General features: G+C 71.7%; 18 protein-coding genes. 11 read left to right on the forward strand and 7 right to left on the reverse strand.

Going from position 1 to position 26,691, the window contains the following annotated elements; all coding sequences use genetic code 11:
- Positions 1 to 17: 17 nt before the first annotated feature.
- Entirely contained in the window at positions 18 to 5,573 is a 5,556-nt protein-coding gene (locus PPSIR1_RS09690) for a protein kinase domain-containing protein (protein WP_086001177.1), read from the reverse strand.
- A 116-nt stretch (positions 5,574 to 5,689) separates the two neighbouring features.
- Here PPSIR1_RS09690 and PPSIR1_RS09695 point away from each other — a divergent pair, with 116 nt between their 5' ends.
- The 5 genes from PPSIR1_RS09695 to selB all read left to right on the forward strand — a co-directional run bounded on the left by PPSIR1_RS09695 (position 5,690) and on the right by selB (position 13,002).
- Positions 5,690 to 6,601 (forward strand): sulfotransferase domain-containing protein, encoded by a 912-nt coding sequence (locus PPSIR1_RS09695; protein WP_006970857.1) that lies wholly within the window; start codon positions 5,690 to 5,692, stop codon positions 6,599 to 6,601.
- Between the two features lie 255 nt (positions 6,602 to 6,856).
- Positions 6,857 to 8,068, forward strand: a complete 1,212-nt coding sequence (locus tag PPSIR1_RS09700; RefSeq protein ID WP_157595378.1) for an ATP-binding protein — start codon at positions 6,857 to 6,859, stop codon at positions 8,066 to 8,068.
- 62 nt (positions 8,069 to 8,130) lie between these two features.
- The gene (locus PPSIR1_RS09705) at positions 8,131 to 9,303 is read left to right on the forward strand and encodes a hypothetical protein (RefSeq protein ID WP_006970859.1); all 1,173 of its coding nucleotides are present in this window, start codon (positions 8,131 to 8,133) and stop codon (positions 9,301 to 9,303) included.
- Between the two features lie 231 nt (positions 9,304 to 9,534).
- Positions 9,535 to 10,839: an Hsp70 family protein gene (locus tag PPSIR1_RS09710; protein ID WP_006970860.1), complete on the forward strand. Its 1,305-nt coding sequence runs from the start codon at positions 9,535 to 9,537 to the stop codon at positions 10,837 to 10,839.
- A gap of 72 nt (positions 10,840 to 10,911) precedes the next feature.
- The gene (gene selB, locus PPSIR1_RS09715; protein ID WP_006970861.1) at positions 10,912 to 13,002 is read left to right on the forward strand and encodes a selenocysteine-specific translation elongation factor; all 2,091 of its coding nucleotides are present in this window, start codon (positions 10,912 to 10,914) and stop codon (positions 13,000 to 13,002) included.
- A 19-nt stretch (positions 13,003 to 13,021) separates the two neighbouring features.
- Here the strand turns inward: selB and PPSIR1_RS47625 are convergent, their stop codons facing one another.
- Together PPSIR1_RS47625 and PPSIR1_RS09720 are read right to left on the reverse strand one after the other, a co-directional pair.
- Positions 13,022 to 13,195 (reverse strand): hypothetical protein, encoded by a 174-nt coding sequence (locus PPSIR1_RS47625; protein ID WP_006970862.1) that lies wholly within the window; start codon positions 13,193 to 13,195, stop codon positions 13,022 to 13,024.
- Between the two features lie 11 nt (positions 13,196 to 13,206).
- On the reverse strand, positions 13,207 to 14,202 hold the full coding sequence (locus tag PPSIR1_RS09720; RefSeq protein WP_006970863.1) for a hypothetical protein: 996 nt from the start codon (positions 14,200 to 14,202) through the stop codon (positions 13,207 to 13,209).
- A 456-nt stretch (positions 14,203 to 14,658) separates the two neighbouring features.
- Here PPSIR1_RS09720 and PPSIR1_RS09725 point away from each other — a divergent pair, with 456 nt between their 5' ends.
- The 3 genes from PPSIR1_RS09725 (at position 14,659) to PPSIR1_RS42320 (ending at position 18,960) form a co-directional block, all read left to right on the forward strand.
- Positions 14,659 to 16,338 carry a DUF1588 domain-containing protein gene (locus PPSIR1_RS09725; protein ID WP_006970864.1) on the forward strand — a complete coding sequence of 560 codons (1,680 nt, stop codon included), beginning with the start codon at positions 14,659 to 14,661 and terminating at the stop codon, positions 16,336 to 16,338.
- On the forward strand, positions 16,335 to 17,771 hold the full coding sequence (locus tag PPSIR1_RS09730) for a DUF1552 domain-containing protein (RefSeq protein WP_086001180.1): 1,437 nt from the start codon (positions 16,335 to 16,337) through the stop codon (positions 17,769 to 17,771). The genes PPSIR1_RS09725 and PPSIR1_RS09730 overlap by 4 nt, the downstream gene beginning before the upstream one ends.
- A gap of 79 nt (positions 17,772 to 17,850) precedes the next feature.
- Entirely contained in the window at positions 17,851 to 18,960 is a 1,110-nt protein-coding gene (locus PPSIR1_RS42320) for a CobW family GTP-binding protein (protein ID WP_053335339.1), read from the forward strand.
- Here the strand turns inward: PPSIR1_RS42320 and PPSIR1_RS09740 are convergent.
- Positions 18,938 to 20,395: a glycosyltransferase family 39 protein gene (locus PPSIR1_RS09740; RefSeq protein ID WP_198154484.1), complete on the reverse strand. Its 1,458-nt coding sequence runs from the start codon at positions 20,393 to 20,395 to the stop codon at positions 18,938 to 18,940. The two genes, PPSIR1_RS42320 and PPSIR1_RS09740, sit on opposite strands and share 23 nt — an antisense overlap.
- 39 nt (positions 20,396 to 20,434) lie before the next feature.
- The gene (locus PPSIR1_RS09745; protein ID WP_157595379.1) at positions 20,435 to 20,773 is read right to left on the reverse strand and encodes a hypothetical protein; all 339 of its coding nucleotides are present in this window, start codon (positions 20,771 to 20,773) and stop codon (positions 20,435 to 20,437) included.
- Positions 20,774 to 20,864: 91 nt separating this feature from the next.
- On the opposite strand from PPSIR1_RS09745, the gene PPSIR1_RS09750 reads away from it, so the two are divergent.
- The 3 genes from PPSIR1_RS09750 (at position 20,865) to PPSIR1_RS09760 (ending at position 23,532) form a co-directional block, all read left to right on the forward strand.
- Positions 20,865 to 22,082: a metallophosphoesterase gene (locus PPSIR1_RS09750; RefSeq protein ID WP_006970869.1), complete on the forward strand. Its 1,218-nt coding sequence runs from the start codon at positions 20,865 to 20,867 to the stop codon at positions 22,080 to 22,082.
- Between the two features lie 44 nt (positions 22,083 to 22,126).
- Positions 22,127 to 22,771 carry a hypothetical protein gene (locus PPSIR1_RS09755; protein WP_006970870.1) on the forward strand — a complete coding sequence of 215 codons (645 nt, stop codon included), beginning with the start codon at positions 22,127 to 22,129 and terminating at the stop codon, positions 22,769 to 22,771.
- Between the two features lie 128 nt (positions 22,772 to 22,899).
- Complete coding sequence (locus PPSIR1_RS09760; RefSeq protein WP_006970871.1) at positions 22,900 to 23,532, forward strand: hypothetical protein; 633 nt, start codon at positions 22,900 to 22,902, stop codon at positions 23,530 to 23,532.
- Here the strand turns inward: PPSIR1_RS09760 and PPSIR1_RS09765 are convergent.
- Positions 23,529 to 24,548 (reverse strand): catalase family protein, encoded by a 1,020-nt coding sequence (locus PPSIR1_RS09765; RefSeq protein ID WP_006970872.1) that lies wholly within the window; start codon positions 24,546 to 24,548, stop codon positions 23,529 to 23,531. The genes PPSIR1_RS09760 and PPSIR1_RS09765 overlap by 4 nt on opposite strands.
- Positions 24,549 to 24,567: 19 nt before the next feature.
- Positions 24,568 to 26,511 carry a lipoxygenase family protein gene (locus tag PPSIR1_RS09770; protein WP_157595380.1) on the reverse strand — a complete coding sequence of 648 codons (1,944 nt, stop codon included), beginning with the start codon at positions 26,509 to 26,511 and terminating at the stop codon, positions 24,568 to 24,570.
- Positions 26,512 to 26,691: the final 180 nt, after the last annotated feature.

A 26,691-nucleotide genomic window follows, 5' to 3' on the forward strand; every position in this document is an offset into this window, starting at 1 on the left:
CGCGCGGACGGCTCGGGTCACGCGGGCGACTCCGGAGCGTCTGCGTCGACCTCGACCTCGACGGGGAGCTCGAGCATGAAGCAGCTGCCCTCGCCGAGCTGACTCTCGACCCGCAAGGTCCCCCCGTGCTCTCGGGCGATGCCGTGGCTGACCGAGAGCCCGAGCCCCGTGCCCTGCCGGCGGCCCTTGGTCGTGAAGAAGGGGTCGAAGATGCGGGCGAGGACGTGCTCGGGGATGCCCCCGGCCGTGTCCTCGACGCGGATCTGGACCCAGGCCCCCTCCGGTCGCTCGATCAGCCGCGAGCCGATCCGGAGCCGCTTGCGCGGATCGGCGCCGGGGTAGCGCTCGTTGAGGGCGTCGCGGGCGTTGGTCGCGAGGTTCATGACCACCTGTCGGATCTGCTGGGGCCGGCAGGGGATGGGCGGCAAGCCCTCGTCGAGGTCGACCTCGAGGGTGATCTGATCTTTGCTCATGACCGAGCGAATCAACAGCAAGGTCGAACGGACCAGGGCGCCGACCTCGATGTGTTCTCGAAGCTGCTCCCGCTCGTGGCCCTGGTCCTGGTCCTGCCTGGCCTCGGGCGCCCCCTCGTGCACGCGCTCGCGCCGGGCGAAGAGCAGCAGCTGGCGGACGATGGTCGCGACGCGGTCGGCCTCCATGGTGATCTCGCGGGCGAACTCGTCGACGGTGTCGGGGTCGTCGAGCTCGTCGCGGATCAGCTCGGCGTAGTTGAGGATGCCCTGGACCGGGTTGTTGATCTCGTGGGCGACGCCGGCGGCGAGGGTCCCGAGGGACTCGAGGCGCTGCTGCTGGCGCCGCTGGGCCTCGAAGGCCTTTCGCTCGGTCACGTCGCGGGCGATGGACAGGACCCGGCGGGGCTGGCCGCGGACGTGGATCGCGGCGAGGCGGGTCATGAACCAGCGCGTCGGCGCGTCGGGGGAGGTCTGGGACAGCTCGAGCTCCCGGGCCTCGCTGCGGATCAGGACCTCCGCCAGGGCCCCCCGCCAGCGCGCCGCGGAGTCGGGATCGAGGCCACGATCGCCGGGCTCCCCCCGCTGCGCCATGTCCTCGTGGTTGGCGAACTCGACGATGCCCTGCTCGTCGAGCAAGGTGATGGTGTCGGGGGCCCCGTCGACGAGGGAGCGCCACTGCGCCTCGCTGCGGGCGAGCTCGGCGTAGAGCCGGGCGTTGTCGAGGGCGCCCGCGGCCTGGGCCATGAGCAGGCGCGAGGTCTCGAGGCGATCGTTGGTGAAGGCCCCCGGGGCGAGGCGGTTCTCGAGCACGAGCTCGCCGACGCGGGCGCCCTGCTTGCGGATCGGCATGCACAGCAGGGAGCGGACGCCCTCGCGGCGGACGTAGGGGTCGGCGCCAAAGCGCGGATCGGCGAGGAGGTCGTGCACGACCAGGGGGACCCCCGTGCGCTGGACGTAGTAGATGGCCGAGCTCGGCAGCTCCGCGTGGGCCTCGGCGAAGGGCCGAGCGCGGTCGAGGAAGGCCCGGGTCTCGCCGCCCCGGCTCTCGGCCACGAGGGTCAGCTCGCCCTCGCGCTCGAGCAACAGCACGCCCCGATCGCCCCCGCCGGCCGCGACGGCGCTGGCCAGCACCTCGGTGATGACCTCCTCGAGCTCGAGCTTCTCGCCCAGGCTGCGGATCGTGTCGAGGACCGCGACCAAGTCGAGGGAGTTCATCCCGCGGGCGCTCGGCACCGAGGCGCTCAGCGAGCTGCCCTCGGCGTAGTTCGTGATCTGGGTCGAGGAGACGTCGCGCTCGGGCGCGAGGCCCAGCTGCTCGCGCAGCCCCTCGGCCAACGCGGAGGCCCCCCAGCGCTCGAACACCCGCAGCGCCCGGCGACGAGCCCCCTCGGCGACGAGCTCCCACTGCGCTCGGTCGGCGAGGGCGGCGAGGCGCAGGCAGGCCAGGCCCTCGACCCAGGTCCGGCCCAGGCCCTTGGCGCGCTTGTAGGCCTGCTCGTAGCCGCGGGTCGCTCCGGCCAGATCCCCCGCGAGGGTCGCGAGCTCCGCCTGGATGATGTCGACGTAGGCCTGGCAGTTCGCCGGCCCGCGCTCGGCCCAGGCCCGGACGAGCTCGAGCCGGGCCTCGATGCGAGCGCGGAGTGAGTCGCCCTCCCGGCCCTCGCGCTGGGCCCGCTCGCCGCTCGCGACCGCGTCGAGCACCCCATGGCGAGCCACCGCCCAGTTGCCGAACATCACGGCCTCGAAGTCCCCCGCGATCTGCTCGCAAAGCTCCCAGGCTCTGGCGTGGTCGCCGGCCAAGATCGCCGCCCACGCCCGGGTCGAGACGGCGCCGTAGCGGATCAACATTGCGACGTCCGCGTTGTCGAGGCCGGTGATTCGAGGGAGCGGGGCGGCTCCCGCAGGGGCCTCGACCGCCCGGCCGCGCAGCGCCTCGACCAGGAACAGGACCGAGCCGGTGATCGCCTGCACGCCGGGGGTCCCCCAGTCGCCGTGGATCCCGTGGAAGCGCAGCGCCGCGGCCTCGAGCTCGTCGAGGTGGCGCCCCGCCTCGAGCATGACGACCAGGCCGATCCCGGCCTTGTACGCGGCCTCGATCCGCTCCCCTCCCTCGATGGCGCGCCGGTGCGCCCCCTCGATCGCGTTCACGACCTTGGCGAAGGGGTGAAAGCAGGGACCCACGAAGATCATCCAGCCCCGATCCTCGAGGGGGTCTCGCTCGGCGAGCGCGAGGCTCAACTCGCCGAGGCGCTGGGCCTCGGCGAAGTCGCGCATCCCGAGCATGGCGAAGCCCAGGCTGCTGAGCACCGAGCCGAGGGATCGATGCCAGCCGTTGCCGAGCAGCGCCTCGACGTGGGTGTCGAGCAGGAACAGATAGAGCCCGCGGTCGATGTTGAGGGTCAGGTTGTGGAGGGAGTCGAGGATGGTCATCAGCGCCGACGGCCGCGGGTCGGTCGCCGATCCATGGGCGTCGGCGCGGAGGTGCTCGAGGCCGAGCTCGCCGGCGTGCGCCCGCAGCCGGGCGGCGAGGGCCTCGGCGTCGAGCCGGGGGGGGAGCTCGAGCCCGCAACGCGCGAGGGCTTCGAGGCCAAAGTCGACGGCCCGCCGCGGATGCCCCGCGTGGGTCAGGATGTTGACCCGCCGGGCCGTGACCGCGCTCAGCTCGGGCAAGCTCAGCTCGGTGGCCAAGAGCGCCTCGAAGATCGAGTCGGCGCGGTCGAACTCGGCGCGCAGGTACAGGGCCTGCGCCAGGCCAAAGCTCGCGCGAAAGCGCAGCGCCCGGGGCAGGCCCTCGCCCTCGAGCCCGTCGAGCACGAAGCCGTAGTAGCGCTCGGCCCGGACCCACGCCGCCTCGCCCAGGGCCCGGTCTCCGGCCTCGAGGTTGAGCTCGAGCAGCTCGCCACGCAGCGCGGCGTCGAGGGGGCGCCCGCGCGCGCCCAGATCGAGCAGATCGACAACGCGAAACAAGCCACCGCCCGCGGCCAGCGTCAGCGCCCGAGCGCCCCCCGCCCGCGCGAGCAGCTCGCGCCCGAGGGCCCAGCTGGCCCTGCGCCGGCGACCGGCCTCCATGCGCGCGAGCACGAGCTCGCGCAGGCGCGCGTGGGTGAAGCGAAAGCCCGGGGCCTCGGTGTAGAGCAAGCCCGAGTCGACCAGCTCCCGCAGCGTGGCGAACAGCGCGTCGGGATCGAGCTCGAAGGGCCCGCCGAGCTCACCGAGCAGCAGCGTCGGATCGACCCGCTCGCCCGCGCAAGCCGCCAGCTCGAGCACCTCGCGCTGGATCGGGTCGACGCGCTCGAGCTTGGCCCCGAGCAGCGCGAGCACGTCGCCCGGGACCGAGGCCCGGCGCAGCGCGTCGATGTCCCAGGTCCAGCCCGTCGCCGAGGGCCGCAGCAGCCCCATGTCGCCGAGGTGGAGCAGGAGCTGCCGGATGGCCAGGGGTCGGCCGCCGCTGCGGCGCAAGACGAAGGCGAGGAGCTCGTCGAGGGGCCCCGAGACCGCCCCGAGGGCGTCGACGAGCAAGCGCTCGAGCTCGGACTCGTCGAGGGGTCGGAGCTCGAGCTCCAGCGGCGGGCGCCCCTGCGCGCCGAGCTCGGCGATCAGCCCTTCGACGCCAGCGAGCTCCGACGCGGACTCGGGCTCGGCCTCGCTGCGGTAGCTGGCCACGAGCAGCAGCGGCCCCTTGCCGTCGCGGGACAGCGCGAGCAAGAGCTCGAGGCTCGCCTCGTCGGCGCGGTGGACATCGTCGAGGGCGAGGATCAGCGGCCGGGCCGCGCACAGCCCCGTCAGCAAGCGACCGAGGGCGAGGTAGAGCCGATGCTTGCGCTCGACGGGCTCGAGCTCCGGCAGCGCGGCGGGCTCGCCGGGCGCCCCGATGACGAGCTCGAGCTCCGGCAGCAGCGCGCTCACGACCGGGGCGAGGGTGCCCAGGGCCCCGCGCAGGCGCTCGCCCCAGCGCGCCAGGACCTCCTCGGGCTCGGCCAGCAGCTGCTCGAGCACGGCCTGCAGCGCCTGGATCAGCCCCGAGTGCGGGCCGCCCTCTCGCTCGTAGCTGCCGAAGGCGAGGGTGCCCCCGAGCTGGGCCGCGCTGGTCAGCAGGGCGGTCTTGCCCAGCCCGAGGCCGCCACGGATCAGCGCCACGCGCCGCGAGCCCTCGTCGACGCACCGCTCGAGCGCCTTCGCCAGCTGCGCCCGCTCGCCCTCGCGGCCGTAGAGCTGGTGGGGGAGCTGCAGCCACTGCGGGCGATCGTCCCGGCCGAGCTCGAACTCGGGCTCGGCCCCGCGAGCGAGCGCCGCGGCCACGCGCTCGAGGTCGGCGAGCAGACCCAGGGCCGACTGGTAGCGGTGCTCGGGGGCCTTCTCGAGCAGCTTCATCACGATCGCCGAGAGCCGCTCGGGCAGGCCCGGGGCGTGGCGCCTGGGGGGCTCGGGCCGGCGGGCCAGGTGGGCGTGGATGAGCTCGAGGGGGGTCGTCGCGGAGAAGGGGCGGCGCCCGGTCAGGAGCTCGTAGAAGGTCGCCCCGAGCCCGTAGAGGTCGCTGCGAAAGTCGACGTCCCCGCGCATCCGGCCGGTCTGCTCCGGCGCGATGTAGGGCAAGGTCCCGTGGAGCACGTCGGGGTCGTGGGCCCCGCGGCGCATCTTCTCGGCCAGGGCGGACAGCCCAAAGTCGGCGAACACGATGCGCTCGCTGCCCGCCTCGACCAGGATGTTGCTGGGCTTGATGTCGCGGTGGACGATGCGGCGGCTGTGGATCTCCCCGAGGATCTCGGCCATGCGCATCGCCCAAGGCAAAAAGCGGCGCACGGCCAGCGGCCGGCCGGCGGCGACCTGGGCGAGGTTTTGGCTGGGCACGTAGTCGAGCAGGAGGACCAGCTCGCCGCCGCTGCGCTCGACGCCGATGGGCCGAACGACCCCGTCGATCTCGAGCCCCTGCAAGAGGTGAAACTCGTGCATGACCCGGGCCTCGCTCGCGGGGTCTTCGATCTCGAAGACCTTGGCCAGGACTCGGTGTTGGTCGCTGTCGCGCTGGGCCTCGTAGATCCGCGCGTGCGCCGACGCCCGCAACAAGCGACGCGTCGTATAGCCTGCGAGCGGGACCGACACTGGCGCTCATGATACTGCAGTCACCCGGGGTCTCCGCGGCCAGCTGGCATCAGCCCATCCCGCGCATGGATGGGACGGCGCTCTACCGTTGAGGGGAGCTGCTATCCTCGCGCGCGGTGGATGTAGACAGCGACACCCTACCCGCGTCCCCGGTCCCCTGGATCACCTACGAAATTCAACGCCGCGTCCGCTGGCGCGACGACGACGTGATCGTCTCCGTCCCGGCCAAGAGCGGGACCAACTGGACGATGAACATCGTCCACCAGCTGCGCACGGGGGGCGACGCAGACTTCAGCGACATCTACCACGTGGTCCCCTGGCTCGAGTTCGTTCCCGGACCGGGGGTTGGGATCGACGAGCTCGTCGGACGCATCGACGCGATGCCCGAGGGTCCGCGGCGCGTGTTCAAGACGCACTCGGCTCCGCCCGTGCTGCCCTACGTCGAGCCGGGCGCAGGCCCGCGGCTCAAGTACGTGGTCGTGCTGCGCAACCCCGAGGAGGTCATCGCCTCGCTCAAGCCCTTCCTCGAGAAACACCGCGACGAGTGGTTCGAGCTGTGGGGCATGCCCGCGGCCCCGCCCTGGCCCGACCTCCAGACCTACTACGAGACCGGAGCCGTGCCCATGGGCCTGACCGCGATCCCCTTCGGCTTCCTCGCCTCGTGGTGGCCGCTGCGCCACCACGACAACGTGCTGCTGCTGCACTTCGCCGACATGAAGCGAGACGTCGAGGGGAGCGTGCGCAAGATCGCCGCGTTCCTCGAGCTCGAGCCGAGCCCCGAGCAGTGGCCGGTGATCCTCGAGCGCTGCTCCTTCGAGTGGATGAAGGCGAACCAGCGCAAGTTCGAGCTCACGGAGGTCGGCCAGGTGCCGGTCATGGAGAGCGGGGGCATCGTCCGCCGCGGGAGCGTGGGCCAGGCCCGGGCCGAGGGAATGAGCGAGGCCATGGCGAGCGACCTCGAGCGGCGCGGGCGGGCCGTGCTCCACGACGAGGCCGCGCTCCGGTGGCTCTACGCGGGCGGCGAGTAGGCGGCCGCGAGCTCGGCGATGCCAGCGGCGGGCGGGCAGATCTGCCGGATCCCCCGCGGGCGAGGCGGCGAGGCGACCGCCCTCTCGAGTTCACCCCCTTCAGCGGCGCGGACCCGTGCGCCTGCGACCCCGACGCGGTCGTCGCCAGCGTAGCGAATTGGCTGATCGACTAAGCCCCGATAGCGTGCATGGGTCGGAGCCCTCGAACCCAAACGATCTCCCAATCGCCAGGTTGGTCTGTCGTAGCATCGAGGAATGCGGGCCCAAGCAACCGGCGCCGTGGATCTGCGCGCGGCGGTAGGCCGCGAGCCCGAGCTGCGATCGCTGTGGACGAGCCTCGACACCGGCTCGGTGCTGCTCCACGGTCGACGCGGGCTGGGCAAGACGACCCTGCTGCGCCTGGCCATGGCCAACGCGCCCGCGCAGTGGTTGGGGCGGCGCCTGGATCTGAGCAGCCTCGAGCGACCCATCGAAGCCGGCGCGGCCCTGGTCCACGCCCTGTGGCGCGAGCACCCCACCCCGCCGGCGGACCTGAGCGTGCTCGTTCAGCCCCTCCTCGACGACCGCGAGCGCCTCTCGATCGAGGCCTTCGGCCGGGCCGAGGCGGGCTGGGAGCAGGTCCTGCGCCAGGCCATCGAGCAGGTCCTCGACGCCGAGCTGGAGTCGGGCTCGGGCTCGGGCCGCGCCCTGGTCCTCGCCCTCGACCACTTCGAAGATTTTTGCGTCCGCGTGCGCGGCCGAGGGCTCGAGTCGAGCCTGGGCAGCTTCGTGCGGACCCTGCTCGAGCTCGCCGCCGAGCGCCCGCGCCTGCGCCTGCTGCTGACCTTCGAGGGCGACCCCCAGCGCGCCCTCGACGAGCTCCCCAAGCGCCCCCTCGCCGACGCCACGGGGCCGCTGATGCGCGCGGCCCAGCTCGAGCTCTCCCCCCTCCCCCCCGAGTCCAGCGCCCGCCTGGCCAGCGCCTTGCTCATCGGTGAGGACATCACCGCCCAAAACCGCGTCGCCCTCACCCGCGCGCTCGTCGAGGCCTGCGACGGCGTCCCGGGCTGGCTCCACGCCGCGGTCCGAGCCCTCGCCGAGCGCCACCGAAAACCCCCCAAGCCCGTCCTCGACGGCGACCTCGAGCGCACCCTCGACAGCCTGTTCGCCGCGCCCGCGAGCGCCCTCGACGACCCCAACTGGCAGCTGCGCCAGGCCTTCAGCCCCGTGCTCGAGCGCTACTGGATGCTCCAGCGCAGCCTGTCCCTGCCGATCCTCGACGCCATCGCCCTGTCCGAAGACGGCGCGCTGAGCTTCCGAGCGCTGCGCAAGCAGCTGAGCGTGCAGATGACCATCGACGACGACGCGATCTACCGCGTGCTCGAGACCCTGCACCGCGATCAGCTGGTCGAAGAGTTTGGCGGACGATGGCGCTTTTGTGCCGGCCTGCTGCGCCGCGCCTGGTTGGCCCTGCGTGAGCTGAATTAACGAGTGTACGCCGCCCAGAGTCCCCCAGTGACACCCTGCTCGGCGATGCCGTAGGCTAACCCATGGTCGAGCTCAGCCCCTGGAAAACCCGAGCCCTCGTCGGTCTCTCGCTGCTCGCGTTCGGAGCCTGTGGGGGCGACGACGGCGGGTCAATCTACGCCGACTCGGGCTCGGCCGAGGGCAGCAGCAGCGGCGACGACTCGGAGGAAGCGGGCATGGACGGGGACGAGGCCCGCGAGTCCAGCGAGGGCGAAGACGGCGACGCGGAGTCGAGCTCGAGCGACGACGGGCCGCTCCTCGACGTGCTCGGGGGCGACACCACGGCCACCGCCGAGGCTGGCCGCGACCCGGGCTGCGAGAAGGTCGACTTCCTGTTCGTGATCGACAACTCGGGCTCGATGACCGAGGAGCAGATGGCCCTCGTGACCTCCTTTCCGGGCTTCATCTCCACCATCTCCGACACCTTGATGGCCCAGGACTACCACCTGCTGGTCACCGACACCGACGCGGCCTCGGTCGGTTCATCGTCCATCAGCCTCATCAACGGCGAGCTCCAGTGCGAGCCCCACCCCAGCTGCTGCGCGGGGGCCTGCAACGGCCTGGGCGGCGTCATCGTCAACCCGCCGCCGACCATGTGCAACGGCGAGCCGTGTGCCGACCACCCGATCCCCGAGGGCTGCGACCACGAGATCGGCGCGGGCAAGCTCAACGACCAGCTCGGCGACCCTTGCGGCATCGACGGCGAGCTCCGCTACATGCTCGACGACCAGACCGACCTCGAGCAGACCTTCAGCTGCCTGGCCCTCGTGGGCGTCGGCGGCGACGGCCTCGAGCGCCCGATCGACGCGACCCTCGAGGCGATCGGCAACCAGAGCAGCCCCGGCGGCTGCAACGAGGGCTTCCTGCGCGACGACGCGGTCCTGGTCGTGACCATCATCTCCGACGAGGACGACGTCGGCCAGTCCATGGGCGACCCGGCCAGCTGGAAGCAGGCCCTCGTCGACGCCAAGGGCGGCAACGAGGAGGCCGTGGTCATCCTCGGCCTCCTCGGCGACGGCGGCCTCGCCAACGGCCAGTGCCCCGACGACGTCGACGCCCCCGCCCTGCGCAGCTTCACCGACTCCTTCGTCCACGGCGTCGTCGGCAGCGTGTGCGCCCCCGACTACGCGCCCTTCTTCCTCCAGGCGGTCTCGGTCATCGACGCGGCCTGCGACGACTTCGAGCCCGTCGGCTGAGTTTCGTTTTGCCCCGCAGGCGCCTGCCACCGGGGGCGCTTCGTCGCTCCGCTCCTCCGCTTTGTCGCCCCCGCAAGCGGGGGCGTGGGTTCGTGGACGAGGGGCAGGGAGGACGTGGCGTCGTCCACCGGGTCTCGAGACGCACGGCTCGCAAGCAGCCACCGACCCCCAGACCTGCCCTCGGGCGAACACGTTGCGCCGCGCCCACGCAGGCGCTATCCCGTGCGACCCATGGGCGCGCAACCAGGCATCGCAGGCATCGACTTCGGGACCTCGAACAGCGTCGTCGCCCTCGCCGGCGCGGACGGGCCCACGCGCTTCGCCACCCACGCGCTGCTCGGCGACTCGACCACGAGCTTTCGCAGCTTGCTGTTCTTCGACCTCGAGGAGCAGCGCCCGCGCCAGCCGGTCGACTACAGCGCCGGGCCCGAGGGCATCGAGGCCTACCTCGAGGCCCTCGGCGAGGGCCGGCTGATCCAGTCCTTCAAGACCCACCTGAGCTCGACCCGCCTGGGCCGCACCCGCGTCGGCCCCCACGCCCTCGACCTCGACGCCCTCTTGCGCCTGTTCCTCGAGCGCCTGCGCGAGCGCGGCGAGGCCAGCTTGGGCGCGCCCCTGACCCGCGCCGTGTTTGGCCGCCCGGTGTGCTTCGCGGGCGCCGAGGACGAAGCCGCGAACGCCCACGCCGAGGCCCGGCTGCGCGCGGCGGCTCAGGCCGCGGGCATCGAAGAGCTCCACGTCGAGCTCGAGCCCATCGCCGCCGCCTACCACTACGAGGCCAAGCTCGACAGCGACGAGCTGGCGATGATCGCCGACTTCGGCGCGGGGACCACGGACTTTTGCGTGATGCACATCGGCCCGAGCCGGCGCGACGCCGCGGGGCTCGACTCGCGCAGCGCGGACGTCCTGGCCACGGGCGGCGTGGGCGTGGCGGGGGACAACCTCGACGCCGCGCTGATCCAGCACGTCGTCGCCCCGGCCCTGGGCAAGGGCGGCCACTACCGCGAGTTCGGCAAGACCCTCGCGATCCCGCCGTCCTACTACCACAAGCTCTCGCGCTGGCATCAGCTGTCCTTTCTGAGGACCGAGCGCACCCGCCAGGACCTCGAGCGCCTGCACCAGCTCGCCGACGAGCCCGAGGCCATCGAGGCCCTGATGATGATCATCGAGGACAACCAGGGCTTTCACCTGCACAAGTCCGTCGAGGCCACCAAGATCGCCCTGTCCCAGGGCGAGCGCGCCCGCTTTCACTTCGAGCACGACGGCTTCGAGGTCGCCCGCGAGGTCAGCCGCGCGGACTTCGAGGGCTGGATCGCCGAGGACGTCGCGGCCATGGTCGCCTGCCTCGACCAGACCCTGGCCAAGATCGGCCTGACCCCCGAGGACATCGATCGCGTGTTCATGACCGGCGGCACCGCCTTCGTGCCCTGCGTGCGCCGGGAGTTCGCCGCGCGCTTTGGCGTGGACAAGCTCGGCCACGGCGACGAGCTCTCGTCGATCGCGGCGGGCCTCGCCGCCTGCGGAGCGCGGCTCTAGCCCCTGCGCTGCCGAGCCGAGTCGAGGGCGTGGCGTCGTCCTCGACGGTCAACTGGGGTACTCTCGGGCCGCGTGAGCGCCCCCCGCGAGCTCGTCCTCGGCACCGCCGGACACATCGACCACGGCAAGACCAGCCTCGTGCGCGCGCTGACGGGCACGGACACCGACCGCCTGCCCGAAGAAAAGCGCCGCGGCATCACCATCGAGCTGGGCTTCGCCCAGTGGCTCCTCGACCCCCCGGCCGGGCTCACCGGCAAGGCCAAAAAGCGCGCCGCCCCCCTGCACCTGGGCATCGTTGACGTGCCCGGCCACGAGGCCCTGGTCCGCACCATGGTCGCGGGCGCGGGGGGCATGGACGCGGTGCTCCTGGTCATCAGCGCCGAGGACGGGGTCATGCCCCAGACCCGCGAGCACCTCCACGTGTGCGAGCTGCTCGGGCTGCGCCACGCCGTCGTCGCGCTGACCAAGATCGATCGCCTCGACGGCGAGTCCGAGGACGACAAGGAGGAGCTGCTCGAGCTCGCCCGCGAGGACATCCGCGAGCAGCTGGCCGCCACGCCCTTCGCCGAGGCGCCGATCGTCCCGGTCAGCGCGCACTCTGGCGAGGGCCTCGAGGAGCTGCGCGCGACGGTCTGGCGGGTGCTCCAGGCCATCGAGGGGCGCCCGCGCAAGGGCCTGCCCGTGCTCCCCGTCGACCGCGTGTTCACCATCAAGGGCCACGGCACGGTGGTCACGGGCACGCTGATCAGCGGGGCGCTGGAGCTCCCCGAGGGCGAGCGCAGCCACGACTCCGAGCTGCTGCACATCGGCCAGGACCTGCGCGCCCGGGCGCCCCTGCGTCTGCGCGGCATGCAGGTCCACGGCGGCCCGGCGACGCGCTCGCGGGCCGGCATGCGCACGGCCCTGAACCTGGGCGGCGTGGCCGTGGAGGCCCTCCAGCGCGGCGACGTGCTGACCCGCGGCGACAAGGTCCTGGCCACCGATCGTCTGCTCGCCCGGGTCCACCAGCTCGGCTTTGGCCAGCGCGCCTGGGCCCGCGACACCGCCCTGCAGCTGTGCGCGGGCACGGCCAGCACCGCCGCGCACCTGGTGCCCCTGGCCCTCGAAGACCCCGAGACCGGGCTGCTCGTCGATCCGCCCGCGGGCGCGACCAAGCCCGCCATCCCCCCCGGCGGCGCCGGCCTGGTCCGCCTCTACCTCGACACGCCGCTGCCGGTCTGGGCCGGGCAACGGCTAATCCTGCGAGCCTTCAGCGCCGCGCACATGCAGGAGGAGGGCCTGACCGTCGGCGGCGGCGTGGTCGTGGATCCCCTGCCCGAGCGGCGCCACCCCGCCAAGCGCGTCGCCCTGGCCCGGGCCCTGCTCGCCGACGACCTCGACGCGCGCCTGCTCGCCCTCGTCGACGACGCGGGCGACGCGGGCATCGGCCTGCGCGATCTGGCCGTGCGCTCGGGCATCGAGGCCGCGGCGCCCCGGCTCGAGCGCCTGGCCAAGGGCAAGGCCGGCAAGGCGGGCCCGCCCCTGCTCGCCCTCAGCCCCGCGCACTGGGTATTGCGCGAGCGCCTCGAGGCCCACGTGCGCGCGGCCGTGGGCATGGTCGATGCCTTCCACGCCAAGAGCCCGCTGCTCCCGGGCATGACTCGGGCGACCGTCGAGGGCCGCCTCCCCTGCCCGCCGCCATTATCTAGCGCCGTCGTCGACGCGGCCCTCGAGCGCGGCATGCTGCGCGTCGCCGATCGAGCCGGCAGCCTCGCGCGTCCGGGCAAGGGCGCCCTCGACCCCGACGACCTGCCCGCGCCCCTCCAGGCCATCGTCGACCTCTACCGCGCCGCCGGCACGCGCCCGCCCACCCTCAAGGAGGTCGGCGCCCAGCTCGGCCACGACAGCCGCAAGGTCCTCGAGCTCGCCGGCCTGCTCCAGCGCAACGACATCCTCGTGCGCGTCAGCGACGACCTGTCCTACGACGCCAGCGCCCACGCCGAGCTGCTCGGCCAGATCCGCGCCCACCTGCGCGAAGCAGGCGAGCTCGACGTGCAGGCGCTCAAGGCCATGACGGGGCTCTCGCGCAAGTTCGCCGTGCCCTTCATGGAGCACCTCGATCGCCTCGGCGTCACCCGGCGCGAGGGCGATCGGCGCGTGCCCGGGCCGGCCGCCGACCCCTGACTCGGCATCGCACCCTGGCTCACTCGGAGCAGAGCTCGCCGGGCGGGTGGTAGCAGCCCGTGCCCGAGGGGCCGTCGAGAGGATCCCAGTCGATGCCCGGGACCCAGTCGTCGCCGAGCTCGTAGGCCGTGCCCTCCTCGTGCCAGGCGCCCATGGTCGCGGAGCCCTTGACGAGGGAGTCGTGTTGGGCCATGGCAACCTCGCTCAGGGCGTCACGTCCGGGCCGAGGCCCTCGGGCACGAAGTTCGGGTCCTTCGAGAACACGAACTTGTCGACGTCGACCCCGTCCTCGCGCATGCCGATGAGGATGTTGTAGACGCCGGGCGCGGGCACGTCGATCATCATGTTCTCCTCGACGTTGCAGTTGTTGACGCCCGTGTGCTGGTTCTGGCCGCGGCGGCAGTTTTGCCACTGCCACCCGCCCTTGAGCTGAAAGCGCATGCCCGCGTAGTCCGGGATGTCCATCTCGGGCTTGAAGTCGCCGTCCTCCGCGACGCCGTTGTCGTCAAAGCCCAGCCACAGCCCGTTGTCCGCGGGCCCCTTGCCGAAGGCGCGGACCCAGGCGTAAAAGCGCCCAGAGGAGGTGAAGCGGACCCGGTACCACATCATCGGCCGGGTGTGCGGGTTGTTGGTCACGCCCAGGTTCGCGCCGGTCCCCTCCTCGTGGTCGTCCCGGCGCCGGTTGGGCAACATCTCCATGTAGGCCCCGCCAGACTGCTCCTCGGCGGGGAAGAAGTCGTCGTCGCAGTCGGCGTAGGGGTTGCACTCGCCCTTGGGGTCCCCGGGGCAGGGGCTCTGGGCCGGGCAGTCCGTGTACTCCGGCGTCCCAGCCTCGAACAGCACCCACTCGTTGTTCCAGTGCTTGGGGTCGACCATCCAGGTGTTCTCGGCCTCGAACACGAGCAGTCCGTCCTGCTCCTCGGCCTCGACGTCGTTGCCCCCGGTGTCCGTGGACTCCTCGGTACTGTCCGTGGACTCCGAGTCTGTCGTGTCCGTGCTCGTCGACTCCGTGCTCTCGCTCGACTCCGCGCTCTCGCTGGTGTCCGTGCTGTCCTCGCTGCTCTCGTCGACCTCGTCGTCGCTGTCCGAGTCGGCGCCGTTTTCGTCGTTGGTGGCCTCGTCCGCCCCCTCGTCGCTGAGGTTGACGGAGGACTCGACGACGCAGCCCGGGCCCAGGAGCCAGGCGAAGCAAGCGATCATTGGAGTGGTAGTTTTGATCGTGTTTTTCATAGGGACCTCGCGATGACTCTCCGTCACCACAGACAAATCACGTTGGGATCAATGTGGTGATTGATTCGTGGTATGGATGAAAAAACATGGATGACACAAGTCAGTGAACAGGCCGGCCACGGCACCCAGCGCCACCTGTCCAGGATTGCTCCCACTCGCTCCCAAGGCACACAGACGGCGATTGAATGGGCCAGGACACGGAGTTTACGGCTCCGAAGGCGCCGCCCGGTCATTCGCGAGAGCCAGACCACCGACCCTACTGCTGTGGTTCAGACATTTCCAAATATGAACTGTCCCGATTAACCACAGCCAAGCCCGCCTCAAAACATGCACCCCGGGCCAATTCCGTCGATACGCTTGACTTGGTTTCCAATGCACGAATAGATTGAATGCATGGACAGAGCTTTACGGGTTCGCTCGCTCGGGGTGGGGCTTCCCTTTGCGCTGGCGCTGTCTTCGGGCTGGGGCTGCTACCTCGGCGTGACGGCCGATGCCAGCGAAGCCGGGGACGACGAGGCTGAAGCGGACGGCGAGAGCGGAGACACGGACGGGGGCGAGGGCGGCGAGGGCCTCATGCCCTCTTCGATCCCCGACCCGCTGGTCGCCCGGCTCACCGATCGCCAGTACCGCTTCACCGTCCTCGACCTCTTCGGCGAGGAGCTCACCGAGCAAGAGCTCGACTGGCTGCCCCGCGACGTGCCCATCGAGGGCGACTACGCCACCTCCGTGGAGGCCCAGGGCTTCAACGCGCAGTACGTGCTCGGCTACGCCTACATCGCCCGGGGGCTGACCGCCCGCCTGGACCTCGAGGAGGTGCAAGAGCGCTTCGCCGACTGCGTGGGGGTCGATCAAGCTTGCCTCGAGGCCTTCGTCGACGGGCTCGGGCGCCGCATGCATCGGCGCCCCCTCGAGGCCAGCGAGCGCGCCGTCTACCTCGAGCTCGCCGCGGCGATCATGGACGAGCCCGAAGCCGGCGACGACGACGTGCGCGCGGGGCTGGTCCAGGCCTTCTTGCAGGCGCCGCAGTTCCTCTACCGCGTCGAGCCCGAGACCGACGGCGAGCCCGGCGAGCTCCGCCGCCTCGACGGCTTCGAGCTCGCCTCGCGGCTGTCCTACTTCCTGTGGCAGTCGACCCCCGACGACGCGCTCCTCGACGCGGCGGCGGGCTCGGGCGGAGACGGAGCCTACGACCCCGAGCTGTTCACCGCCGAGATCGAGCGGATGATCCAGGACCCCAAGTTCGCCCGGGCGCGCACGCAGTTTTGGGGCGACTACTCCCTGGCCTCGACCTCCTCCTTTGGCTCGACGGACCCCCAGCTCATCGAGGAGCTGCGCGCGAGCTTGATGGCCACCCTCGACCACATCTCCGGGGTCGACGCCGAGCCCCAGCCGCTCACGGCCGTGTTCGACGGCCAGGAGCTGCTGATGACCCCCGCGGTCGCGGAGATGGCCGGGGCCGAGTCCGTGGGCCCCGGCATGCAGGTCTACGACGTCGCCCTGGCCGAGGAGCGCCTGGGCGTGGTCACCCACCCGGCCTTCCTCGCGGCGATCGGCACCACCTCCTTCGTCGGCCGCGGCGTGTTCATGTCGAGCCGCCTGCTGTGTCAACGGACGGGGCCGCCGCCCTCGGGCTTCTCGGAGCAGATCGAGAACACCGCCGCGGCGACCGAGGAGATGACCCCGCGCGAGGCGAGCGAGTTCCGCTTCGGCCTCGACGAGATCTGCCTGAGCTGCCACGTCCAGTTCGAGCCCATCTCCTACGGCTTCGAGCGCTACGACATCCAGGGCCGCTTCGCCCTGACCGACGACGAGGGCCGCCCGCTCTACTCCCACGGCGTGCTGCCCGAGTGGAGCGGCCGCCCCGAGATCAGCTTCGAGAACGCCCCCGACCTGCTCGGCCAGCTCGCGGAGCAGGACAGCCTCTACCGCTGCTTCGTGGACAACATGAGCGAGTTCGGCACCGGGCACCAGGCCCGGTGGGGTGGAGACGCCCTGCCCGACGCGCTCGCGTCCTTCGAGGCCGAAGGCCTGACCTTCGAGGCGCTGGTGCGCGCGATCGCGGCCGGCGAACAGATGACCTACATCCGCAACGCGGAGGCACCATGAACTCCAAACGACGCATGGACCCCAAGCTGACCCGACGCGCCGTGCTCTTTGGCGCCGGCTCCGTCGCCATCGCCCTCCCCCTGCTCCCCGAGTTCATGCCTCGGGCGGCCGCGGGCGAAGACGACGACATCCCCTGCCGCCTGTTCACGATGTCCTTTGGCCTCGGCATCGAAAAGGCGATGCAGCTCGAGCAATTCAACGGCCCGCTCCAGAGCCTCCAGCCCTTTGCGAGCCGGATGGCCTGCTTCACCAACGTCGACGCGACCCCCCTCGCGGCCGAGGGCACGCCGCACTTTTCCACGGGCGCCGCCACCTTCACGGGCGTCCCGCAAAAGGGCGCGCCCGACTACCACGCCGGCGGACCGAGCATGGAGCAGGTCATGAAGCGGGCCCTGCACCCCATGGGCGTGCCCAACGTCAGCGTGCCCGAGATCTCCGTGGGCATCTGGTCTCGGACCGGGGCGGTGTCGCAGTTCACCCGCCACTGGAACACCGACGGCTCCCCGGGGCCGCGACCACAGCGGCGCCCGAGCAAGGTCTTCAACAGCCTGTTCGGCACCTACATGCCCCCGGGCGACGACCCCGACGAGGCCCAGCTGCTCATCGATCGCCACGTCCACCGCAGCGTCCTCGACGCGACCCTCGAGCAGTACGAGTCGCTGATGTCCGTGAACTCGCCCCTGGGCGCGGACTCCAAGGCGCGGGTCCAAAATCACCTCGACGCGATCCGAGACGTCGAGCAGCAGCTCGCGCCGACCGAGGAGAACATGGGCCCGATGTTGGGCTGCGAGCCCCCGATGGCTGGCGACTACACCGACCCTCAGCCCTACTCCTTTTACGACAACGACACCGGGGCGACCGGGGCCGGGGCGCCCGAGATTGGCTGGCAGGTCGCCGACGACGCGATGCGGCTGATCGGCGAGCTCATGGCCCTGGGGGCGGCCTGCGACGCGGTCCGCTTCGGCAGCCTCGTGTGCGTGGGCGCGGGCGGGCACATCCGCTTCAGCGGTCAGTACGACGCGCTCGGCGAGTCCATCGACTTCACCTCGCTGTTCGACAGCGGCACGCCCCACGACCTGATCTTCCACTCCTATCACGCCGACCGGATCCGCCTGTATCAGCACTTTTGCATCGCCCAGCTCGCCCACACCCTCGCGGCCATGGACGCGCACATGGAGCCCAACGGCAAGACGGTGCTGGAGAACTCGCTCATCCTCCTCGCCACCGAGTACGGCGAGAACCACGACGCCAAGGACACCTTCCACGCCGTGCTCGGCGGCGGGGGGCGCTTCAACGCGGGCTGGTACGACCAGGCCGTGCTGCCCTCGGACATCTACCACCAGGCACTCGACGCCTACGACGTCGACTCGAAGATCCCGATGAACTGGCCCGAGTACAGCCCCCAGGAGATCGGCGGCTTCCGGAACCGTTAGCCGGCCGCCAGCAGCCCCCCGGATCGCCGGGCCGGGACTTGCAAGTGACTTGCGGGTGTGAAAGATCGTCACAGCCGCGATGACGACCCGACGCGCCAAGCGAATCCCCGTGAACCTGATCGCCGGCCCCCTCGGCGCCGGCAAGACCACGGTCATCAACCACCTGCTCGAGTCGCGGCCCCCCGGCGAGAAATGGGCGGTGCTCGTCAACGAGTACGGCCTCGTCGGCCTGGACGCGGCGCTGATCGGCGACGATCGCCAGGCCCCCGGTCCCGATGCTGGGCGCGTCGAGATCCGCGAGGTCGCCGGGGGCTGCATCTGCTGCACCGCGGGCTTCGTGTTCGAGGCCTACCTCGTGCTGCTGCTCCAGGGCCGCCCCGATCGCCTGCTCATCGAGCCCACGGGCCTCGCCGCCCTGTCCGGCATCCTCGACACCCTCGCGCGCCCCGGCATCCGCGAGTCCGTCGACGTCCGCTCGGTGGTCTGCCTCCTCGACCCCAGCACCCTCGAGCGCGACCTCGAGCGCGAGGAGGTCCGCGACCAGTACGAGGCCGCCGACGTGCTCCTCGCCAGCCGCTCGGACCTCGCCAGCGAGGCCCAGCTCGAGGCCTTCGAGGGCTGGGCCCGCGGCCTGTTCCCGCCCAAGCCCTTCATCGGTCGCGTCGAGCAGGGTCGGCTGCCCCTCGAGCTCCTCGACCACGTCCAGGGGCGAGGCGCGGGCCGAAGCCCCGGCAACGTGGTCGCTGGCCACCCTCCCCGCGATCACGATCACAGTCACGCTCACGCTCACGATCACGACCACCACCACGACCACCACCACCACGCGCCGGAGCCGGAGCCGACCTGCGACGCCGACACGCCGATCATCCAGCGCTCCCACCGTTCACCCCTGGCGTCGACCCTGGGCTGGATCTGCTGGGAGGAGCTGGTGTTCGACGCCGAGCGAGTCCACCGCTGGCTCCTCGACCTGTCCAAGCAACCTGGCACGCGACGCACCAAGGCCGTGCTCCGGACCACTCAGGGCTGGCGCGGCTTCAACTGCGCCGGCGAGGTCGAGGAGGTCCGCGCCACTGGGCACCGCCGAGACTCGCGGCTCGAGCTGGTCATCGAGAGCGACACGCCCCCCGACCCCGCCGAGCTCGAGGCCGGCCTGCGCGCGTGCCTGATCAGCTCGCCCGCTCGCGCCTGAAGCTTGCGAGCGCGGCCAGCACCCCCTCGCAAGCCAGGATCAGCCACAGCGGGTCGTGGGGCACGCGGATCCGGATCGAGCCGAAGACGAGCGCGGCGACGATCATCGATCCGATCAGCTGGAGAGCCACGACCGCCCGCCCGGGCTGCTCGCGGGCCTCGGCCATGGCCTGGCGGATCCCGAGCAACCCGGGCAGCAGCACGACCACGCCAAAGATCCACACCCACGCGTCGGAGATCCGGCGCCAGCCTTCGCGGCCGCTGTGGCTGTCGGGCCACTGCGGGTTGAAGGCGACCATCAGCGAGAGGTTCTGGACGGCGTAGCGGACCTGACCGGCGACGCTGGTCCGCTCCCGACACGCGCGCAGCAAGGCGCGGTGGATGGCCCGGTCATCCCGGGTCCCGACGTAGGCCAAAGACAGCCCCCCTTCGCGGACTTCGGCGAGCACGCGCGCCTCCTCGCCTCCGCGGTTCACCGTGAGCGTCAGCGCCCTCGCCTCGCTGCCCAGGGCCGGTCGCAGGGCGTAGACGTGGCCAGGGTCGGGGAAGCGCTCGTGGAGGGACCACAGCGCGGGCGCCCCGACGACCCGGCCGGCCTCGAGGCTGCGGCTGCGGACCATCTCGGGCTCGGACCCGAAGGCCTGCACGCGGGTCAGGTGGCAGCGGCCGAGGGCTGCGTTGAGCGTGCTCGAGGTCGCCGTGACCCCGGCGAAGTCGCCGACCTGGTGGCGGATCCACAGCGTCGAGAGCAGCCCAGCCAGGACCAGCGGAGCCGCCGTGAGGCCCAGCTGCGCCCACGAGACCGCGCCGCCCTCTCGGTCGCGCCCGCGCAACCACGCCGCGCCCCCGATGATCAGCACCATCGCCACGGCGATCTGCGGGCGGACCAGGAAGGCCAGCGCGCAGGCCAGGCCGGCCCCCAGCCCGCCCCGACCGGTCCGCGCGAGCGCGGCGAGGCGCCAACAGGCCAGCAGCAAGGCCGCGCAGTAGGGCGTCTCCGAGGTGAACAGACCCGCGTAGCTGAGCGCGGGCATCCAGACCAGGACCAGCGCGGCGCTGACGGGGGCGACCCAGCGCCGCGAGCCGACCTCGCGGGCGAGGGCCCAGGTCAAGGGCACGGCGGCGGCCGAGAGCAGGGCCCACAGCACCGCCGCGGCCCCGAGCTGCTCGGGACCCGCGATCGCCAGCGGCAGCGCCAGCAACCCCGAGGTCCCGGGGGGTTGAAAGGCCATCGCTGGCCACGGCTCGAGGCCGCGCTCGACCAGCCACTGCGCGCGCACGACGTAGCTGCGCATGTCTCGAAACACGTGCTCGCCCGGGGGGTGCACCCGCAGCACCCACCACAGGCGGCTGAGCACGGCCAGGAACGAAAGCAGGGCGAGGCTCGCCGCGTCTCGCGTCGATGCCTCGCCCTCCGTGTCCCCCCGACCGCTCATGAGCGCGGCCATGCTACTCGACTCGCCGCCCCTCGCCACTCACAGGAAGGTGCCGAGCACCCAGCTGCCAGCGTTCATGTGCAGGAGAATCAGCCCGGCGGTCAGCAGCCCCCCGCCGATCCCCGTGGCGACCGCGAGGCCCGTGCGACGACCTCGGTCGAGGCGCCAGGCCAGGGACTCCGCGGCCATCACTGAGGCGATCACGAAGATGATCACAAAGCACATCTGGACCATGATCGCGACCTGCCAACCTCTGCCGCCCCAACGGATCAAGTTCAGGGCCAAGAAGGTGTCCACGCCCACGAGCGTCGCCAGCAACGCGGCGTAGCGCGCGGACCAGCGCTGACGCATCACACCCGAGTCTTCCAGTACGTTCACGGCCGATCCAACCCAAACGGGTACGGCGGATTCCGGCTCCACATCCGATTTCCGTCAATTCGACCCGCAGTCGGGCTACAAGACCTTCACGATGCCCGAGCTCCCCCAAGTCTGGTTCGCAGCGCTCACGGCGCTGGCCTGGCTGACCCTCGTGATCGTCGCCGGCGCGACCCGGGGACGGCAGTTCGCCGGCTTCGCGGGGATCATGCTCGGCGTTCACGCCCTGGTCAGCGTGGCCCTGTGGCCGCACCTGCGCGCGTGGACGGGCGAGCTCGCGTCCGTGGCGACCCCGGCCCTGCTGTGGCTGCAGCTCGCCACCTTCGTGCACTTTGGCTCGCTGCTGTTCCCGCGCATGCGCGGGCGGGCCTTCCGGGCCTTCGTCAGCTGGGCCGGGCTGGCCTGGGCGGGCGCGATGTTCCTCGCCATGCCCTGGGCCGTCGCCGCCGCCCTCGGCTTCACGCCCTGGGGCCTCGCCCTGCCCTTCGCCCTCGGCCTCCTCGGCCTGATCCAGAGCCTGCGCAACGGTCGAGGCACGACGAACCTGGTCCTCGACGGCGAGGTCGTCGAGGTGCTCCAGCGGCAGCCCCACGGCGAGGCCCGGAGCGCCCGACCCCTGCGCGTCGTGCAGATCACCGACCCCCACCTCGGCCCCTTCATGTCCGTGGCTCGGCTGCGCGCCGTCGCCGAGCGGGCCGTCGCCGCCGACCCGGACCTGGTCCTGCTGACCGGCGACTACCTGACCATGGAGTCCAAGGGCACGCCGGGCTGCCTGGCCGAGGCCCTCGCGCCCCTGAAGGCCCTCGAAGGCCGGGTGTACGCGTGCCGCGGCAACCACGACCACGAGGCCCCGGACATGGTCGCCCGCGAGCTCGCCGAGGCCGGCGTCCGCCTGCTCATCGACGAGGCCGTGGTCGTCGACACGCCCGCGGGGCCCGTGCAGATCGTCGGCATGGACTTCGAGTGGCGGGACCGCAGCGCCCACGCCCAGCGCATCGCCGAGCGCTGGCCGCGGGTCCCCGGGGCGCAGCGCATCGTCCTGCTCCACGACCCCGGCGCCTTCAAGCACCTCGTCGACGGCGACGCCGACCTGGTCCTGTCCGGCCACACCCACGGCGGCCAGGTCGGCCTGGTCAGCCTCGGCCTGCCGTGGACCGCGGTGAGCTTGCTGTCGAAGGTCCCCGACCACGGCTTTTGGGCCAAGGGTCGCAACCGGCTCTACGTCAGCCGGGCGACGGGGCACTACGGCTTCCCGCTGCGCATCGGCGTGCCCGGGGAAGAGGGCGTGCTGCAGGTCCACACCGCGACCTGAGCGCGCCGCTCGTGTCATGATCCGCGCGACCTCGCGTCGGTGACATGTCCGAAGCTCCGCACTCGCGCACCCACCACATCGGCACCGCGCTCACGATCGTCTACGTCGCGGGCGTGGTGCTGCTCGCGGTCGCGCCCGAGCTCGGCCTGCGCCTGCTCGCCAAGGAGGGCGCCGTCGAGCAGGCCTCCCACGCGGTGCTCGTCGTGGCCATCCTCGCCTACGCCGTGGTCGCGCTCCGCTCCCGGCGGCCCCTCGCGCTCTCGCTGTGCGCCTTCTTGGCCGTGGTGCTGCTCGAGGAGCTCGACTGGGGCGCCATCTATGCCGCCAAGGACGTGTCGAGCGCGTTCCAGGCCCGGACCGGCGACGTCAATTTTCACAACCGCTGGGGCGGCCACTCCTACCTGCTCTTCGTGCTCCCCGTGCCCCTCTACGGCCTGCTGCCCTTTTACCCGGCGCGCCTGCGCGAGCCCCTCGAGCGCGCCCTCGGACCGGCCGCCCCCGACCGCGACGCCGCCGCAGCGCTGCTCGCTGGAGCCGGCCTGATGCTCCTGGGCCTGGCCGTGATGAGCCAGCGCGAGCAGCAGCTCGACGAGCTCAACGAGCTCGTCGTCTACCTGTGGTTCGCGGGCGTCGCCGCCCTCGCAATGTTCGCCCCCGAGCCCCACGACCCGGGCTCCGCGGGACACTAGTCCGCACCCGAAACTTGGCCCCAGATGCCTCGCAGTGCCACTGCGCATGGTGATCCAGGCCCCCCAAGTGGCCAACGGCTCGCGCCCGAGCCGTGCCATGCTCGACGCCTTCGCCTGGCGGAAGCGACATGGCAGAGCCTCCAAACCCGCGGGTCAATTTTCTGGCTGCGCTGCTCGTCCTCACCTACCTCGCAGGCACAGCGCTGCTCGTCCTCACCCCCGAGCTGGGTCTGCGCGCGCTCGAGAAAGAGGGCGCCGTCGAGCAGGCCTCCCACCTCGTGCTGGTCGCGGCCATCGTCGCCTACGCCGTCGTCGCGCTCCGCTCCCGCCGACCCCTGGTCCTGCTCCTGAGCCTGTTCTTGACCCTCGTCTTGCTCGAGGAGCTCGACTGGGGTGACGTCTACAGCCAAAACCAGCTCGCGACCTTCTTCCAGGCCGAGACCGGCGACGTCAACTTCCACAACCGCTGGGGCGGCCACTCCTACCTGCTCTTCGCCCTCCCCGTCCCGGCCTACGGGCTCTCGGCCTTCTACCCTGCGTGGCTGCGCGAGCCCCTCGAGCGCGCCCTCGGGCCGGCCGCGCCCGACCGCCGCGCGAGCGTGGCCATGCTCGCTTGCGTCGCCACGCTCATCGTCGGCTTGCTGGCCCTGAGCGCCTACGAGCAGCAGCTCGACGAGCTCAACGAGCTCGTGATCTACCTGTGGTTTGGGGGCGTCGCCGCCCTCGCGGCGCGCCCCCAGAGTGCGCGCGAGTCGGGCTAACGCGGGCGCTTGGCCGCGGCCTTGGCGTACAGGCGCGAGCGCAGGTCGCCGACGGAGGTGTAGTCGTCGGCGGCGTCGGCCGGGAACACGCCCAGGCTCTCGGGCGCGTGGGCGATGGAGAAGGCCAGGGGCTCGAGCTGCGCGTGGGGTAGCGGCGCCTCGGCGCGGACCCGGGCCAGGTCGACCCAGGGGTGCTCGTCCGTGTCCCAGGGCAGGCAGGGGTCGTAGACCGGGTGCGACCAGTCCTCGATCACGTCGCGCACGACGATCTGCAGGCGGTACTGGATGACCTCCTTTTGCAGGCGAGCGTCATAGGCCGCGCGCAGCAGGTCCTTGGGGCGCTCTTCCTCGGGCCAGCGCTCGGTGAACTCCACGCCCGCGTCGAAGTCGCGCTGGGTCGGCAGCCCGCTCTCGACCCCGTCCCACTCGCCGCCCTCGACGTGGGGGATGAGCCGGTAGCGGCAGCCCCGGGTCACCCCGTCGACCCCGACGTACTTGGTGGTGACCTTCGAGTAGTAGGCCAGGCCCTCGTAGTTGTCCGGGGCCCGCCGCAGCCCGCCCCAGTAGCGCTCCTCGGCCGCCGGATGGCGCTCGTAGAACTTGGCCAGCTGCCCGCGCACGGCCAGGCGCATGCGCTCGGCGAACATCGCCACGTGGCACCACACCGTCGAGTCGCCGGTGTTCATCAGCAAGTCGAGCTCGCCCGCGTCCGGATCCGTGAGCTCCGCCCCGGGCTCGAACAAGCGCAGCGCCGCGCCGCGGTAGTCCGCCGAGAGGTCGTCGAGGTTGTTGAGGTTCGCGTGGCGCATGGCCAGGTCGAAGCGTCGGCCGGGGCGCCAAAAGGCGTGCTCGGGGATGGGCAGCTCGGCGCACACCTCCACGCTGCCCTTGGCCCCGATGCCGATCTTGTGCGTCGACCGGCCCCCGGTCTTCTTGGCCGCGGCCGCGAACAGGGTGGTCAGGAAGGCCTCGTGCATGGCGAGGCCGGTCTCTTCGAAGAAGTCTCCGATGCTCATGGCGAAGTCCGTGCTGGGCTCAGATGTTGATCCGCGCGCGGATCTGGCGGATGTCGTAGTCGTGGGCCGCGAAGGCCTCGGCTCGGCTGCGCAGCGCCTCGATGAGTGAGCGCGGGACGTCCCCGTCCTCGTTGCGCATGATCATCCCGTAGCGGGTCTGCGAGAGCGTCAGGTTCGTCGAGATGTGGTTGGTCAGCTCCTTCGGGCTCGAGCCCGGCACGGGGTTGTACTGGGAGTAGCTGGCCTCGAGGGAGTCGCTGGTGTCGTTGACCCAGCTGTGGAAGAAGCTGGCGTGGAAGATGGCGTAGCGGCAGGCCTGGGCCAGGCGGCCCAGATCCGCCGCGTCGGGCTCGCCGTCTTGGTGGACGACGGGCGTGGCCACGCGGACCACCCCGTCGACCTCGACGCGCGGGGCCTCGGGCTTGGCGACCTCGCGCATGTCGAGGGGCCGCAGGCCCTCGGGGAGCTCCCCCGACCACGGCCGGTAGGGCACGCTGTGCTCGGCCAGGTCCTTGGAGAAGCCCCGGACCTCGCGCCAGTGCTCGAGGATGCCGTCGAGGTGCTCGACGAAGAAGGCGTCGACGTGCTCGGTCAGCGCCTCCCACATCAGCTGGGCGACGTGGGCGTAGCGGTGCCCCGCGGTCAGGGGCTCGCGCGGCTTCCACTCGAACCAGTCGACCCCGCCGGCCGCGTGCAGGATGGCCTCGACCAGCGAGGTCTCCGTCAGCGCGCCGTTTTTGGTGATCAAGCCGTCGGGGCCAAAGATGGCCCGCTCGCCCTCGACGTTGATGATCATGACCTCCTTGAGGTGCGGGAAGAGCAGCTTGGTCAGCGGGCTCTCGTGGAGATTGCGGAAGGCCGCGAGGGCGAACTGCTCGGCGTTGAAGTGGCCGCGGGCGAGGTGGTTGGCGGCCTGCGAGTAGATGTAGTTGACGCACTCGAACACGTGCTGCGCCGCGGGCCAGCCCTCGTCGCTGGGGCTGAAGGTCTCGGCCGGGGCCAGCTCCGAGCCGGGCTCCTTGGCGCCGTTGGCCCGGCGCTGGATGGTCAGCGAGACCGGGCGCAGGCCCTCGCCCTCCCGGCGCAGGACCAGGTGCACGTTGGGCAGGTCGTGGACGCCGTCGAGGTCGTAGAGGTCCCAGTTGCGGATCACGTGCAGCGCCTCCTCGCCGTTGACGTCGGGCCCGATCGCAAAGTCCGTCGGGCAGGTCCCGTTGAGCAGCTTGTCGATGAAGCGCTCCTCGGCGCTCGCGTCGGGGCCCGGGGTCACCGGCGGCTCGTAGCCGGTCTTGCCGCGGTAGTCGGCCTGGATGTCCTCGAGCTCGACCTCGCGGTCGATGGTGTAGTGGCCCAGGCGCACGGCCATGGTCGCCCGCGCGACCTTGGCCAGGGCCAGCTTGCGGCCCACGGCGTAGTCCTGGGGCATCGCGTCGTACTCTTGCTTGCCGAACTCGAGGGTGTACAGGTGCGGCAGCGGGATGTCCGGGTGGTACTCGTAGTAGACCACCGGCACGTCGCCGAAGTCGTAGCCCGCGGTCTCGACGTTGTCGGGGCCCTCGTGGATCGCCAGCACGGTGTCGCGCCCGGCGTAGGTGTCGACGATGCGCAGCTCGAAGTCCGGCGCGTCGAAGCGACCGGCGTCGGCGGGGTCGTAGGTGATCTCGAAGCGCCCGTCGACGCCGCACTGGACCTCGCCGAGCCAGTCCGAGCCGCCCAGGTCGCGGTCCCACAGCTCGACCTTCATGTGGGGCAGCGGGCGGGGCTCGGCGTCGCCGGCCGTGGCCGCGAACACCAGCCGACCCTGGACCTTGTGGGTCGGGTTGGCGCGGGCCGCCTTGCTCGTACGCCAGCCCTTGCGCTTCTCGGCCAGCTCGGCCTTGGCCTCGTCCATGGCCTCGAGGGGAAGGACAGTGCCGGCCGTCGCCTTGGCGAACAGTTTGATGGTCTCGGAGAAGTCACTCATGTCGATGCACACCCGGGAGCTCTCGGCGAGAGCTCACCCGATCTGCATCGCACGCGCCGCGACTTGCGCGCAACCGTTTTCAGGACCGACGCGCGCCGTGTTTCCACGCCCGGCGCCGACGCGCCGCGCCGAAGCCGAGACCGAACAGCGCGAGCCCGAGCAGACCCGCGGCCCCGCCCC

Source organism: Plesiocystis pacifica SIR-1, from assembly GCF_000170895.1.
GTDB classification, from domain to species: Bacteria; Myxococcota_A; Polyangia; order Nannocystales; family Nannocystaceae; genus Plesiocystis; species Plesiocystis pacifica.

What these genes read in the sequence shown, in the direction of transcription:
- PPSIR1_RS09700 (WP_157595378.1), top strand. Translation starts at nt 6,857, where the DNA reads ATGCGGGCCCAAGCAACCGGCGCCGTGGATCTGCGCGCGGCGGTAGGC.
- PPSIR1_RS09705 (WP_006970859.1), top strand. Translation starts at nt 8,131, where the DNA reads ATGGTCGAGCTCAGCCCCTGGAAAACCCGAGCCCTCGTCGGTCTCTCG.
- PPSIR1_RS09710 (WP_006970860.1), top strand. Translation starts at nt 9,535, where the DNA reads ATGGGCGCGCAACCAGGCATCGCAGGCATCGACTTCGGGACCTCGAAC.
- PPSIR1_RS47625 (WP_006970862.1), bottom strand. Translation starts at nt 13,195, where the DNA reads ATGGCCCAACACGACTCCCTCGTCAAGGGCTCCGCGACCATGGGCGCC.
- PPSIR1_RS09720 (WP_006970863.1), bottom strand. Translation starts at nt 14,202, where the DNA reads ATGATCGCTTGCTTCGCCTGGCTCCTGGGCCCGGGCTGCGTCGTCGAG.
- PPSIR1_RS09730 (WP_086001180.1), top strand. Translation starts at nt 16,335, where the DNA reads ATGAACTCCAAACGACGCATGGACCCCAAGCTGACCCGACGCGCCGTG.
- PPSIR1_RS42320 (WP_053335339.1), top strand. Translation starts at nt 17,851, where the DNA reads ATGACGACCCGACGCGCCAAGCGAATCCCCGTGAACCTGATCGCCGGC.
- PPSIR1_RS09740 (WP_198154484.1), bottom strand. Translation starts at nt 20,395, where the DNA reads ATGAGCGGTCGGGGGGACACGGAGGGCGAGGCATCGACGCGAGACGCG.
- PPSIR1_RS09750 (WP_006970869.1), top strand. Translation starts at nt 20,865, where the DNA reads ATGCCCGAGCTCCCCCAAGTCTGGTTCGCAGCGCTCACGGCGCTGGCC.
- PPSIR1_RS09755 (WP_006970870.1), top strand. Translation starts at nt 22,127, where the DNA reads ATGTCCGAAGCTCCGCACTCGCGCACCCACCACATCGGCACCGCGCTC.
- PPSIR1_RS09760 (WP_006970871.1), top strand. Translation starts at nt 22,900, where the DNA reads ATGGCAGAGCCTCCAAACCCGCGGGTCAATTTTCTGGCTGCGCTGCTC.
- PPSIR1_RS09765 (WP_006970872.1), bottom strand. Translation starts at nt 24,548, where the DNA reads ATGAGCATCGGAGACTTCTTCGAAGAGACCGGCCTCGCCATGCACGAG.
- PPSIR1_RS09770 (WP_157595380.1), bottom strand. Translation starts at nt 26,511, where the DNA reads ATGAGTGACTTCTCCGAGACCATCAAACTGTTCGCCAAGGCGACGGCC.